The sequence below is a fragment of the Belnapia sp. AC561 genome (genome assembly GCF_979252845.1).
On sequence record NZ_CEEDBP010000021.1, the window covers coordinates 29,955 to 43,383 of the forward strand.

The window sequence follows — 13,429 nt, forward strand, 5'->3', positions numbered from 1 at the left end:
TGCTGGCGGAGTGGGCAGCGAAGGAATGGCTTGCGTTCGCAGGGCACATGCAAGGCATAGGCCCTGCATGTGCCTTGCGGCGTGAAGTCAAAAGAAGAGCCGGATGCCGGCGACGACGGTGGACTGGGAGGGTTTTTCGCCCAGGCGGCGGTTCAGGCCGGCCGCGCCGCCAGTATAGGATTCATACGAGTAGCCAATATAGGGCGCGAACTCGCGGGTGATCTCGTAGCGCAGCCGCAGGCCGGCTTCGACCCGGTAAAGGCCAGGAGCGATCAGCGCATCGCTATCGCGCCCAGCAGCAAAATTGAGCTCCGCCTCGGGCTGCAGGATCAGGCGGTTGGTGATCAGCAGGTCGTACGATGCGGCGGCACGTGCGAGCAGGGTACCGCGTTCGCTGACAAAGCCATGCAATTGGACTTCGAAAAAGCCGGGCGCCAGGCCCTGCAGACCGAACACACCATAGGTGCGGGACGGCGTGCCTTGCCGCGGATCGATCTGAAAATCATGGCGCACGCCGACCTGGACATCCCAGTAATAGCCGACGAGGCGGGAGTAGAGCGCTTGCACCTCGGCCCGCTCCATCCCGCCGCGGTCGCGGTTCGTTTCACCGCGAGCGTTGACCCAGATGCGATGATAATCGTTGCCGTAATAGCCGAGCCCCTCCCAGGCAAACAGGGGATTGCCGCGGCCGTTGCTGCGCATCTCGAGCTGGTCAAACAGGACTGCCCCAAAATACAGCGGCGCATGGCCGCTATGCTCGTCCGCACTGGCCATGGTCATGCTGCCGCCGGACACGGGGGAGGGGCGTGGCGCCGCGGGTGTAGCGTGCGCCTCGTGGCCGCCGGCTTGCTGTGCCCAGGCGGCGGGCGCCATCAGCGCCCAGACGCCTACCGCCATCACCTGCAAGAACTTGGACGTCATGCTGATCCCCGCGCCGTTAGTGAGAATGAGCCGCAGGCATCGCAGCGGACGTTTGCCGCGGCGCGGCCGCAACCGGGGCGCCGTCCCGCACGACCCGGAAGATCCGCATCATGCCGGATTCCATGTGGTAGAGCAGATGGCAGTGGAAGGCCCAGTCGCCCTCCGCATCGACGATGATGTCGACCTCCTGCGTTGTGCCGGGCTTGATGTTCACCACGTGCTTGCGCGGATTGAAGGCACCCTTGCCAAGCTCCGGCACCATCCACATGCCGTGCAGATGCATCGGGTGGTTCATCATGGTCTCGTTAATGAAGCGGATGCGTAGACGTTCTCCCAACCGGGCGACGATCGGCTGCGCGTTCCAGAACTCATTGCCGTTCATCGACCAGATGTAGCGCTCCATGTTGCCAGTGAGCCGCACTTCGATCATGCGGTCGTAGGGGCGGTATTCCGGATCGGCGCGTAGCGGCCGCAGGTCGCGGTAGGACAACACACGGGCGCCCGGCGGTGCGCCGGTATCTTGGGTCAGCGGGTCGGCTATCGTGCCGTGGCCCATCGCCGCATGCGCGGACATGCCGCCGGCGGTTGTGGCAGGCGGTGTACCAGGACCGTTTGCACCGCCCTGCTGGACCGGCACCGGGGGCATGGCGTGGCCCATGGCGGCATGGTCCATCGGCATGTTCATCGCCATCGGCGGTTGCGCCGGGGCGGCGGCTGCGCCATGGCCCATGGCTGCATGATCAGGCGCGGCACCGCCGGCCATGGCGCCTGAGCCCATCGACCCATGGTTCATGCCGCCCATGGGAGCGACCTGGCCGGGCCGGTCGGTCTCGGGCTGCGGCGTGCCGCGATCGAGACCGGTAGGACCAGGGGTCATATACATGTCCGCCATGGTCAGGATCGGCCGCGCCCGGTGCGGCGGCAATGGCGCGGGCGGTGTGGCCGCGCGCGGCGCAAGCTGCGCCCGCGCCCAGCCGGTCCGGTCCATCGTCTCGGCGAGAACTTGGTACGCACGGTCCTCGCGCGGCTCGACGATCACATCGTAGGTTTCGGCCACGGCGATCCGGAGTTCGTCGACCACGACGGGCTGGATGTTGTTTCCGTCTGCCTGCACCACAGTCATCTTCAGGCCAGGGATACGCACGTCAAAATAGGTCATGGCACCGGAATTGATCAGGCGCAGTCGAACCCGCTCACCAGGGCGGAACAACAAGTTCGCGGGCGTCTCCGGCCGGAGGCCGTTGACCAGATAGCGGTAGGTCGCACCGGTGATATCGGCAATGTCGGTGGGATCCATCCGCATATTGCCCCACTCGATGCGGTTCTGGATAATGGCCCGCTGGGCATCGCCATCCGGTGCACGACGCAAATCGCGCAGCAAATCGGTCAGGGTGCGGCGGTTATAGTTGTAGTAGCTCGGGTCGCGCTTGAGGTTCTGTAGCACCCGCGCCGGCCGTTCGTCGGTCCATTCGGAAAGCTGGACAACGTGTTGGCGATCGTAGCGGAACGGCTCCGGCTCGCGCGGGTCGATGATGATCGGCGCATAGAGGCCGCGCTGCTCATGATCGAGGTTGTGCGCATGATACCAGTAGGTGCCGGACTGCACGACGGGGAAGCGGTACTCAAAGGTCTCACCCGGGCCGATGCCGCGTACAAAGCCCGTGCTGAAGCCGGGCGCGCCGTCCATGGTGGCTGGCAGAATCAGGCCGTGCCAGTGGATGCTGCTTGCTTCCTGCATCTTGTTGGTCACGCGGATGACGGCGTCCTCGCCTTCGCGCAAGCGCAGCAGCGGCCCCGGGAATTGACCGTTGACCGTGACGGCCGGACGGTCCTCCCCGTTGAAGTTCACGGTTCGCTGCTCAAGCACCAGATCGATGGGCTGTGCCAAGGCCGGTACGGCCAGTGCGATCAGCACCAGGCTCATCAGCAGCGAGCGCGCAATGGCGCACCAAAGCATTTTTATCATCCTTTAATCACCCTTCGCTCGAAGCGCAGCGAGCGATCTCGCTCGCAAGGCGAGCAGGCAGTACCGGCCTGAGCGAAGGAAACTGCCGGGCTGGCACTTGATCTTCAATGCACAGACGGTCTTGGGACATACTACGTAATACAAGGACAGCACCGAACTGACCGGCAGACGGTTCAGCTCGTGCGCGCGGCATGACTGAGATGGATTGCATAAGGCTCTCGGCAGCTAATACCGAACGACGCGTCACCGCATCCCATAAGCAGGCCTGATTCATCACGCCCACTACTTACAACACTGGACGCAATAATCTAATATCGAAACTTAATCTCGATTGAGCGTTGTGAAAGAAAAAAAGAATACGGAAGGCGAAAGCCGCGAGGCCTGGAAGATATTTTGCCATCGAGATGCTGACATACTATGTCATGCACTTCGTTTGAACTGACGTCATCCAGTCGGGTTCTTGGCCGCTGCGCAGCCCAACAGACAAGGCGGGTAGCCGTACCAGCAACAAGACGGAGGACGACATGAGAAACGATAGGACGATCAGCGAGGCCGGGCAGGAGCAGGCATCGGCCGCGTTCACCGGCATGCCTGATCACCAGTTGGCTATTGGTGGCCCGGGCACGGACCAGTTCGGCGGTACGGATGTCGCCGATCATTACTGGAGCCTGGCGGGTGCGGATGCGCTGGGAGGAGGCGCCGAGGGCGACGTCCTGACCGGCGGCGAAGGGCCGGATCTGCTCTCCGGCGGGCCTGGCATGGACCATCTGCATGGCGGTGCGGGGAATGACACGCTGTACGGTGCGGCGGATGCGGATGCGTTGATGGGCGGTCCGGGCAATGACTATCTGGACGAAGGTCCCGGTCATAGCAGCATGGACGGAGAGGAAGGCAACGACACCCTGGTAGGCGGCCTGGGACCCGACGCCTTCATCGTGCGTCCGGGCTCAGGCGATGACGTCATCCGTGATTTCACCGCGGGCCCCGGGGTGGGTGACCATCTGGCGCTTCAGGACATTCGGTGGGTCGACCTGACGGTCATCGATACGGACGGGGGCGTGAAGGTCAGTTGGGACAACGGTTCGGTGCTGCTTGAAGGCGTGCAGAAGGCCGAGCTGTCGCAGGATGATTTCATGTTCTTCAACCAGCCAGACCTGCCGCCGGCGGCGCGTGCACCCGAGGGACCAACAGAGGAGCGTCCGAGCCCAAGTGAGGACGGCCCGTCCATCACCGGAGCCTTGCCTCCGGTGAATACCGGCGTGGTCCCGGCTGACGGTGAGCACGCCCGCACCCTTTCGTTCGATAGCTATGCCGCCATCATTGGAACCGATGACGCCGAGCAACTGCGCGGCAGCAGCGCCTGGGACCAGATCTTCGGTCGAGCAGGCGATGACCGCCTATCGGGACGGGAAGGGGACGACGTGCTCGACGGCGGTGCAGGCAATGACTGGCTGCGCGGGGGCGCGGGACCGGACCAGCTGGAAGGTGGTCCCGGCAACGATCGCCTGATCGGCAACGCCGAGAACGACGAGCTCATGGGGGGACCGGGCAATGACTGGCTCGCCGAAGGCCCCGGCCACGGCATGCTTGAGGGCGGGCCTGGCAATGACATCTTGCTGGGCGGTTCGGGCTCAGACGCCTTCATGGTCTCGCCCGACAGTGGGGATGATGTGGTGCTCGATTTCCGCGCGACCGGTTTGGCGCAGGGCTTATTTGATCATATCGCCTTCCGCGATATTGAAGCGAGCGACGTCACGGTGCAGGACATGAAACTCGGCGCTGAAGTGGCCTGGGACGTCGACCATGACGGAACAAACGACGGCTCCGTCCTGCTGCTTGGGGTGGCCAAGGACGAGTTGCGGCAGAGCGACTTCATGTTTGAGACGCCGCAGTTTGTCGACGGCATAAGTGACGTGGGATCCTGGTATATCTTCAGCTGACCAGCAGTGCGCCGGCTCCATTGTGGGGCCGGCGCATCTAGTTACCGGGTCGATGCTGCGGCTGACGTGTCTCGGGGCGGCAAGTCGGGTGCATCCGACGGTGTAGGGCTCCGCTCGAGATCGGCAATCAACTCTTTCATTTCGCCAATCTCACGGACCTGCGCCTCGATAATCTGGTCGGCGAGACGTCGGACGCGCGGGTCGCGGAGATGGGCACGCTCACTGGTCATAATGGCAATCGAGTGGTGTGGGATCATCGCTTTCATATAGGCGACATCGCTGACGGTCTGCTGGCTGCGCACCAGCCAGAGGGCCACCGCGGCGATCACCACGCTGCCCAAGATAATAGCAATGTTCGCCCGCTTGCTGGCGTACATCTTCAGCATAAATAACATCATGATGACGGCCATCACGGCGCCCATCATCACGGCCATCCAGGTGCGCGTCTGACTATAAAGGACGTGATCGAGCGCGTAGGTGTTGAGATACATCAGGCCGAACATCACGACGGTCGAGGTCGCGATCATCGTAGCGAAGCGGGCGTAGCTCATCATGGGGCCTTACGTATCTGGAGTGGGTCCGGCCCCGGACGCGGCCGCGACATCAGGCCGCCATCTTGCGGCAGCTCTCAGCACAACGGCGACAGGCCTGGACGCAATCGTCCATGCCGCCGACCTGTTCGCAGCTGCGGGCGCATTCCTCGCAAATCTCCGCGCATTCGCGGCAGGTATGCTTGTGGTGCCGGGTGCCGATCAGCATGAAGTTGGCAGAGGTTTGGCACATCTCGGCACAGGCTAGCATCAAACGGAAATGCTCAGGCTCGACGTGTTTGCCGCCCGCTTCCAGGCAGTGGTTCATCGCCATGCCAAGGCACGTGCTGTGGCAACGCAAGCACTCGTCGATGCAGGCCTGCATTTCAGCGGTCATGTGGTGCAAAACAGTTCTCCTTCTTGAGTTGTGCACTGGGTCGCTCTTTACCAGCGCATGACCAAAAGCAGTATGTCGAGCAAAACGCAGCTATCGGTAGGAGCTCATCGGTAACGCTTCTCCGACGTTGCAAGATATTGCGTAAAAGGTCGATTCTGATTAAGTCATATGTTGATAAAGGCAGGCTGATCTACCTGATCTCCGTGTCGAGACAACCAAGACCGACGGAATGAACGAGGAATGCTGAAGCCGGTTTGCGGACTGATTGCGACAAAGCATGTCCGACAGGCTGCCAAGTCGTTGCAATGCTTGACCTTCCCACAATGGGAGACCCCATGTCGGCCGTCAGAGTTCGGTATCGGGAGATTCAGATGGTCCGCTTCAAGGTTGGGAACATGCGATGCGGTGGTTGCGCCCGAGCCGTGACCGCTGCCCTGCGAGGCGTTGATCCGAAGGCGGAGGTCCACGTGGATCTCGCCCGACGCGAGATTTCCGTGGAAAGCTGCACCAGCGATGACCGTCTGTCCCACGCGCTGCGCAATGCCGGCTTCGAGGAGCAGAGGCTCGCGGCGTAATGCAGTCGGTATCGGCCTGGCCAGCTTGGTCATGAACACGCCGCGCGATCCGAAAGGCGGTTCAGGCCCCGAGCTGCCAACGCGGCGTAGTTTGGAGCCGGAGGCTCATATCCTGATTGTGGAAGATGATGGGCCGGTGCGGCATCTCATCACTCGTCTGCTGCGCGAAAATGGCTTTCGTGCCACTGGGGTCCGCGATGGACGGGAAATGTGGGAAACACTCGGGCATGCCGAGGTCGACTTGGTGCTGCTGGACATCATGTTGCCCGGACAGTCCGGCTTGGAGCTTCTACGGGCCCTTCGTGCCAGGCCGGGTTCGCCGCCGGTGGTGATGGTGACGGCCAAGGGCGAGGAAGCGGACCGTGTTCTGGGCTTGGATCTGGGAGCAGACGACTATCTGCCAAAACCATTTGGACGGCCGGAGCTCCTGGCGCGCATCCGCGCCGTGCTGCGCCGCGCTCGGGCGCCGGCTCCTAATTCGGCCGAACTGGTAACCGGCGCTACTGCCCGCCAGCTCCGTTTTGCCGGATGGACGCTCGATATGGCACGACGTGAGCTGATCTCGCCCAGCGCCGCTGTGGTGGATCTCTCCGGCGCCGAGTACGACCTGCTGCTGGCTTTCCTCGAGCACCCACAACGGGTGCTGGCGCGTGATCAGATCTCCGAACTGGCGCGGGGACGGCTCGCAGACCCGTTCGATCGAAGTGTCGATGTTTTAGTCAGCCGCTTGCGACGCAAGATCGAGGAGGAGGGCGGCACGGCCATGATCAAAACGGTGCGCGGGTCGGGATATATTTTTCTTGCCGCGGTGGAACGCACGGCGTGAACAGGGCATTGGACCGCATTTTGCCGGGAAGCCTTGCCGGACGGACCACGCTGACCTTGCTCGCCGGATTGCTGATCTTCCATCTGGGCAGTGTTTGGTTGCTCCAGCAAGGCGTGCACGGGGCGGTCGAGGACGGACGCGAGCTGCAGGTGGCGGAATGCCTGGCCGCTGCCCGGCGCACCCTGAGCGCCTTGCCCGAAGACATGCGCGACTCCGCGGCGCGGGCGCTCTCTTCTACGGCGCTCGACATTACCTGGCGCCGCGATGTGCCGGCCAATCCATTGGATGAAGCGGCGCTGACGGCGCTGCGGGGGCGGCTGGAGAGCTTGGCGCCGCAGCTGACAGGGCTGCATATCGGATATGACATGGCGGCCGGCGAGGAGCGGCGGATTCAGGGCAGCATGCCGCTCGCGGACGGCACTTGGTTCACCTTTGCTAGCCCGTTGCTTGACCAGCCGCCCCGGCCGCCCGGTCATAACTCGCTGGCGTCGCTCAGCGCGATGGCGATCGGTATCGTGCTGGCGTCGGTCCTTGTCGTGCGTTGGATTACCCTGCCGCTGCGCCGGCTGGCCGAAGCGGCCGAAGGCTTTGGCAAAGGGGCGGCGCCCGTGCCGATGGCCGAAGAGGGTCCAAACGAAGTCCGTGACGCCGCCCGCACCTTCAATGCTATGCAGGCGCGCATTCATCGGCTGATCGCGGACCGCACGCAAGCATTGGCCGCGGTGAGCCATGATTTGCGCACCCCCATTCAACGCTTGCGGCTCCGGGCAGGGTTTCTGGAGGACATGGAAGCCCAGCGCGCCATCGATGCCGATCTGGAGGAGATGGAAGCCATGGTGGAAGCGACGCTCGCCTATTTGCGTGGAGACACTGAGAGCGAAGCCGTCCGTTCCGCCGATCTCGCTGCTATTTTGCGGACGCTCTGCGATGACGTGGCCGACCGTGGAGCGACGGTGGCCTATGACGGTCCCAGCCAGCTTCAGCTGCGGCTGCGGCCCGTAGCGGCAAAGCGCGCTTTTGCCAACCTGATCGACAATGCGGTGAAATATGGCGGTGGGGGGCGAGTGACGCTGGAAGGCCTGCCGGCCACCGTGGTGGTCCGGGTCGATGATAACGGCCCCGGGATCCCGCCGGAGGCGTTGGAGACAGTGTTCGAGCCATTCCGGCGGCTGGAGGCGTCGCGTAACCGCGGCACGGGCGGATCCGGCTTGGGTCTGACCATCGCCCGCCAGATTGTACAGCGGCATGGCGGGGCACTCGTCTTGACCAATCGTTCGGGCGGCGGCCTCGCGGCCGTCGTCGAACTGCCGCGAGACGAACCAAGAGGCGGAGAGGGACCAAGATGAGGCGTCGATGGCTTTGGACGATCGTGGCGTTGGGAATGGCGACACCCGGTGCGGCGACACCCGGTGCGGCACAGGCCCTGCACCGGCGGCTACAGGTTTGGCGCGACCCGGCCTGTGATTGCTGTGGCGGCTGGGTTGACCATATGCGCGCGGCCGGGTTTCAGGTGGAGGAGCATCACGTCGCGTCGGTGGCCGCGGCGCGGCGACAGCTCGGGATTCCCGCCGACCTGCTCTCCTGCCATGCCGCGTGGGTGGGCGGCTACGCCCTGGAAGGTCATGTGCCGGCCCCGGCCGTGCTGCGACTGTTAATAGAACGCCCAAGCGGTATTCGCGGCTTAGCGGTCCCTGGCATGCCGCTGGGATCGCCGGGAATGGAGATTCCGGGCCAGCCCGACGACAGGTACGACGTCATCGCCTTTGCGGACGGCCATCCACACCGCGTCTTTATGCGCTTTCGGGGTAAGCAACAAGTCTGAAGCTGACATGGCTGGCAACGGCCCGCCCGGTGTTCTGCATAACGAGCGCAATACGACAAAGTATTGCTGGCGCTGTTCTAGCGCCACTCGCGCTGGGCATTGGCGTTGCCAAGTCCAACCATGGAGGGTGGCTCGCGCGGATTCGCGTAGGGCAGGCCGGTGCGGCACGATCGAACATAAGGAAAAGAAGCATGACAAAATGGAAGAATGGAATGGCCGCAAGCCTGGCGCTCCTGCTGACCGGCGGACTTGCCGCCTGCGCACCGCAGCAACAAAGCGCCCCGCCGGCAGCGTCCGCGCAAGGGATGAGCGGTATGCAGGGGATGCAGGGCCATAACATGTCCGGCATGCAGGGCCACAGCATGGCGGGCATGGATCATCAGGCAATGATGGCCCATTGCGCGCAGATGCGGCAGCAGGGCGGGCGCATGACGCCTGAGATGCAGCAGATGATGGCCCAGTGCGCCCAGATGGATCGCTCGATGAGCCCGCCGCCAGCACGGTAAGCAAGCCGACACTGGCGACAGCGGACGTCAGCGAGACCCGCAGATCTTTACCGGCTGGCGCGGGTAAGAAGGCCGACCAGCTCCTGGACTTTGCGGCGCTGTGCGGCCGGATCGCCGGACGCGATGACATCCTCCACGCAGTGGGCGGTGTGGTCGCGCAGGATCTCTTCCTCGACCCGCCGGAGCGCCGCTCGCACGGCGGTGATTTGGGTGATGACGTCGACGCAGTAGCGGTCCTCGGCCACCATTTTGGTGATGCCGCGCACCTGCCCCTCAATGCGGCCAAGCCGTTGAAGGCAGGTATCTCGTGTGGTGTGCTGCATTCTTGAATGATACCCCTACTGGGTATAGGTATCAAGGACCGACAGCGGAGAGACCTCCCGCGGCAAAGGAGACCCGCCATGGAAAAGCAGCCTGCCCACCCATCGTCCACTTGCCAACACCACGGCCACGAGCACCACCACGGCGCAGGGCACGGTGTGCCAGCGGCGCCTGACGCGGTGAAGGATCCGGTGTGCGGGATGACGGTCGACCCGCACACCACGCCGCATCGCGCCGAGCATCACGGCCACCTCTATTTTTTCTGCTCGGCAGGATGTCGAACCAAGTTCGTCGTCGAACCCGCGAAATATCTGAGTGACCGGGTGTCGGACACGGCATCGGTAAAGCCTGGCACGATCTATACCTGCCCGATGCACCCGCAGATCCGTCAGACAGGGCCGGGCAGCTGCCCGATCTGCGGCATGGCGCTGGAGCCGGAGGTACCGTCCGGCGAGGCCGAACCGAACCACGAGCTGATCGATTTCACGCGCCGCTTCTGGATAGGCCTGGCGCTCACAGTGCCGGTTTTTGCGCTGGAGATGGGCGGTCACCTGCTTGGGCTCGACCATCTGGTGGCACGCGGGACGTCGAACTGGTTCCAGCTGCTGTTTGCCACGCCGGTGGTGCTGTGGGCGGGATGGCCGTTCTTCGTACGCGGCTGGCAATCGGTGGTGAACCGCAGCCTCAATATGTTCACGTTGATTGCACTGGGTACTGGTGTCGCCTGGGCCTTCAGCGTCGTAGCCACGGCCGCACCTGGACTGTTTCCGATGACGTTCCGTGGGCCGGACGGCTCGGTGGCCGTGTATTTTGAGGCGGCGGCGGTGATCGTGGTGCTGGTGCTGCTGGGGCAATTGCTGGAGCTGCGGGCACGCGAGCGTACCGGAGGCGCCATCCGTGCCCTGCTGAACCTGGCGCCGGCTTTGGCCCGGCGCATTAAGGCGGACGGCTCAGACGAGGAAGTGCCGCTGGCCTCCATCCAGGTCGGCGACCGGCTGCGGGTGCGTCCGGGAGACAAGGTGCCGCTGGACGGCGAGGTCCTCGAGGGTGGCAGCAATGTCGATGAGAGCCTGGTCACCGGCGAGCCGGTACCGGTCACCAAGGCACCGGGCGCACAGGTGATCGGCGGGACCCTGAATGGCCAGGGCGCCTTTGTCATGCGTGCTGACCGGATCGGACAGGACACGGTGCTGGCGCAGATTGTGCGCATGGTGGCCGGAGCGCAGCGCTCGCGCGCTCCGATCCAGCGGCTGGCCGATCAGGTCGCCGGCTGGTTTGTGCCGACCGTGATGGGGATCGCGGTGCTAGCCTTCATCGCCTGGGCCGTCTGGGGACCGGAGCCGCGGCTGGCGTATGCGCTGGTCGCCGCCGTAACCGTGCTGATTATTGCCTGCCCCTGCGCTCTGGGTCTGGCGACGCCGATGTCGATCATGGTGGGCGTGGGGCGCGGCGCTCAAGCGGGTGTGCTGATCAAGAGTGCCGAGGCGCTGGAGCGTATGGAGCGCATCGACACCCTGGTCGTCGACAAGACCGGAACGCTCACCCAGGGCCGACCGGAAGTGGTGGCCGTCGTGCCGGCGGCAGGATTCGACGAAGCGGATGTGCTGCGCTTGGCTGCCGGGCTGGAACGCCCAAGCCAGCACCCTTTGGCCGAAGCAGTGGTCCGGGCCGCGCAGAAGCGTGGCCTGCCGGTGCCGGCCGTGGAAGGCTTCGACGCACCGGTTGGGCGCGGCGTGACCGGTAGGGTAGAGGGCCGGCAGATCGCCGTGGGCAACGCACGGCTGATGCAGGAGCTCGGCGTGGACGCCACGCCGGTGGCCGCCGAGGCGGAGCGGCTGCGCGGGGAGGGAGCCACGGCCTTCTTCGTGGCGGTGGATGGCCAGCCGGCCGGTCTGGTCGCAGTCGCCGACCCGATCAAGGAAACCACCGCAGCGGCCCTGGCGGGGCTGGCGAAAGAGGGCGTGCGGGTGGTGATGCTGACGGGTGATAATCGCACTACGGCTGAAGCCGTCGCCAGACGGCTTGGCATTGCCGAAGTGGTGGCCGAGGTGCTGCCAGATGACAAGCAGCGGGTCGTCGAACGGCTGAAGTCGGAAGGCCGTCGCGTTGCCATGGCTGGCGACGGCGTCAACGATGCGCCGGCGCTGGCCGCCGCCGAGGTGGGCATCGCCATGGGGACTGGTACCGATGTAGCCATCGAGAGCGCGGGCGTGACGCTGCTGGGCGGCGATCTCACCGGCATCGTCCGGGCTCGCCATCTGTCCCACGCGGTAATGCGCAACATCCGGCAGAACCTGTTCTTTGCCTTCGCCTATAATGCCGCCGGCGTGCCGCTGGCGGCTGGAGTGCTGTACCCGTGGTTCGGGATCCTGTTATCGCCCATTATTGCCGCCGCCGCGATGGCGCTTTCATCGGTCAGCGTGGTCGGCAATGCCCTGCGACTGCGGGCGGCCCGGCTGGACTAGGCACGTCAAAACACGCTGTGGCAGGCCAAGGCGCCGCAGCGTGCTGGTTGCATAACAGCCAAGCGGATGGCGATCGGTGGAGAAAAACCAAGGTTCGGGAGCGAATGCTTCCGGTCCAGGCAACGCAGGCCTATGATCGGGCCATGCTTCGTCGCTTCTCCCGGCAGTTCGTCTTCCTGGCCACGCTCGTCGCGTTCCTCTGCGCCGGCGTCACCCAGGCGATGCCGTCGGCCACGATGCTGGCGCCGCCGGAGGCGGCGATGACCATGCCGATGATCATGGAGACGGCGGATGACGGCACGGCCATACCCTGCAAGGACCTAGCGCCCTGCCAGGACCGGATGCCGGGCTGCATGCTGGATCTTGGCTGCGTCTTCATGATCGGTCTGCCGATGCCTGATCCGCCGGCGGTCACGCGGCTTGACTGGTCGGCGATCTTTTATTGGATGTCGGACGTCGACCCGGCCGGGCTAACCCGGAAACCCGCCCTCGATCCCCCTATCTCACGCGTCTGAACGGCCGGGCAGTGCGCAAGCGCCGCGCCGGTTCGCCTCTGCTCGCTCACTGATGTCTGGTCATCTGACGCCCTGGCGTCGCGTGATGGCCGGACCTAGCGCGATCGGAGTTCCTCGCGGAGCTGGCTTCATCGCCGTTTCGTATCGGACGAACCTGTCGCTTGTGTCGTGACGCAGGCGCTCCACCAGTGAGATAGTGGTATGATTTTCCATCGTTTTCGCGCGGCCGTGCTGGGCACGGTCGCAGTGCTTGCGGCCGGCTTCCTGAGCACGGCGGCCATGGCGGCCGCTCGTGATTACCGGATCGAACTCGTCAGCGCCCAGGCGGCCGGCGCAGGCAAGACGGACGTCACCGTCCGCCTGATCCATCTGCCGGACAGCAAGCCGGTGCCCGATGCCGTCATTTTCCAGACCCGGGCCGACATGGCGCCGTCCGGCATGCCAACCATGACAGGCAAGGTCTCGCCGGCCGCCGCCCAGCCGCAGCCGGGCACCTACCGGCTGCAGGTCGAGACCGGCATGGCCGGGGGCTGGGCGCTGAACATGTCGGCCAAGATTCAGGGCGAGACCGAGACGGTACGCAGCACGATCACCTTCAACGCGGCGCAATGAGATGGCGTACCCATCTTCGGGGGCCGCGGCGCC

The 13,429-nt window shown here is 64.6% G+C and carries 14 protein-coding genes; 9 read left to right on the top strand and 5 right to left on the bottom strand.

Annotation, left to right across the window (positions count from 1 at the left end):
• Nucleotides 1–87: 87 nt before the first annotated feature.
• Both AC0IW9_RS17490 and AC0IW9_RS17495 read right to left on the bottom strand, forming a co-directional pair.
• Nucleotides 88–921, bottom strand: a complete 834-nt coding sequence (locus tag AC0IW9_RS17490) for a copper resistance protein B (protein WP_471649560.1) — start codon at nt 919–921, stop codon at nt 88–90.
• 16 nt (nt 922–937) lie between these two features.
• Complete coding sequence (locus AC0IW9_RS17495) at nt 938–2,887, bottom strand: copper resistance system multicopper oxidase (RefSeq protein WP_471649561.1); 1,950 nt, start codon at nt 2,885–2,887, stop codon at nt 938–940.
• A gap of 524 nt (nt 2,888–3,411) precedes the next feature.
• On the opposite strand from AC0IW9_RS17495, the gene AC0IW9_RS17500 reads away from it, so the two are divergent.
• Nucleotides 3,412–4,827: a calcium-binding protein gene (locus AC0IW9_RS17500; RefSeq protein ID WP_471649562.1), complete on the top strand. Its 1,416-nt coding sequence runs from the start codon at nt 3,412–3,414 to the stop codon at nt 4,825–4,827.
• 41 nt (nt 4,828–4,868) lie between these two features.
• Here AC0IW9_RS17500 and AC0IW9_RS17505 read toward each other — a convergent pair whose 3' ends face one another.
• Nucleotides 4,869–5,381, bottom strand: coding sequence for a DUF305 domain-containing protein (locus AC0IW9_RS17505; protein WP_471649563.1), 513 nt, complete (start codon nt 5,379–5,381; stop codon nt 4,869–4,871).
• 49 nt (nt 5,382–5,430) lie between these two features.
• Complete coding sequence (locus AC0IW9_RS17510; RefSeq protein WP_471649631.1) at nt 5,431–5,754, bottom strand: four-helix bundle copper-binding protein; 324 nt, start codon at nt 5,752–5,754, stop codon at nt 5,431–5,433.
• 371 nt (nt 5,755–6,125) lie between these two features.
• Here AC0IW9_RS17510 and AC0IW9_RS17515 point away from each other — a divergent pair, with 371 nt between their 5' ends.
• From AC0IW9_RS17515 to AC0IW9_RS17535, 5 genes are all read left to right on the top strand, one after another.
• Nucleotides 6,126–6,329 (top strand): heavy-metal-associated domain-containing protein, encoded by a 204-nt coding sequence (locus AC0IW9_RS17515; protein WP_471649564.1) that lies wholly within the window; start codon nt 6,126–6,128, stop codon nt 6,327–6,329.
• Nucleotides 6,330–6,360: 31 nt separating this feature from the next.
• The gene (locus AC0IW9_RS17520) at nt 6,361–7,155 is read left to right on the top strand and encodes a response regulator transcription factor (protein ID WP_471649565.1); all 795 of its coding nucleotides are present in this window, start codon (nt 6,361–6,363) and stop codon (nt 7,153–7,155) included.
• Nucleotides 7,152–8,501 (top strand): ATP-binding protein, encoded by a 1,350-nt coding sequence (locus tag AC0IW9_RS17525; RefSeq protein ID WP_471649566.1) that lies wholly within the window; start codon nt 7,152–7,154, stop codon nt 8,499–8,501. The genes AC0IW9_RS17520 and AC0IW9_RS17525 overlap by 4 nt, the downstream gene beginning before the upstream one ends.
• Nucleotides 8,498–8,977: a DUF411 domain-containing protein gene (locus tag AC0IW9_RS17530; protein ID WP_471649567.1), complete on the top strand. Its 480-nt coding sequence runs from the start codon at nt 8,498–8,500 to the stop codon at nt 8,975–8,977. Before AC0IW9_RS17525 ends, AC0IW9_RS17530 begins: the two co-directional genes overlap by 4 nt.
• A gap of 191 nt (nt 8,978–9,168) precedes the next feature.
• Nucleotides 9,169–9,483 (top strand): hypothetical protein, encoded by a 315-nt coding sequence (locus tag AC0IW9_RS17535; RefSeq protein WP_471649568.1) that lies wholly within the window; start codon nt 9,169–9,171, stop codon nt 9,481–9,483.
• 47 nt (nt 9,484–9,530) lie between these two features.
• On the opposite strand, the gene AC0IW9_RS17540 is transcribed toward AC0IW9_RS17535, so the two are convergent.
• The gene (locus tag AC0IW9_RS17540) at nt 9,531–9,806 is read right to left on the bottom strand and encodes a metal-sensitive transcriptional regulator (RefSeq protein ID WP_471649569.1); all 276 of its coding nucleotides are present in this window, start codon (nt 9,804–9,806) and stop codon (nt 9,531–9,533) included.
• Between the two features lie 78 nt (nt 9,807–9,884).
• Here AC0IW9_RS17540 and AC0IW9_RS17545 point away from each other — a divergent pair, with 78 nt between their 5' ends.
• The 3 genes from AC0IW9_RS17545 to AC0IW9_RS17555 all read left to right on the top strand — a co-directional run bounded on the left by AC0IW9_RS17545 (nt 9,885) and on the right by AC0IW9_RS17555 (nt 13,396).
• Complete coding sequence (locus AC0IW9_RS17545) at nt 9,885–12,269, top strand: heavy metal translocating P-type ATPase (protein ID WP_471649570.1); 2,385 nt, start codon at nt 9,885–9,887, stop codon at nt 12,267–12,269.
• A 143-nt stretch (nt 12,270–12,412) separates the two neighbouring features.
• Nucleotides 12,413–12,784 (top strand): hypothetical protein, encoded by a 372-nt coding sequence (locus AC0IW9_RS17550; RefSeq protein WP_471649571.1) that lies wholly within the window; start codon nt 12,413–12,415, stop codon nt 12,782–12,784.
• A gap of 201 nt (nt 12,785–12,985) precedes the next feature.
• A complete protein-coding gene (locus tag AC0IW9_RS17555) occupies nt 12,986–13,396 on the top strand; it encodes a FixH family protein (protein WP_471649572.1) in 411 nt (136 codons plus the stop codon).
• Nucleotides 13,397–13,429 lie beyond the last annotated feature (33 nt).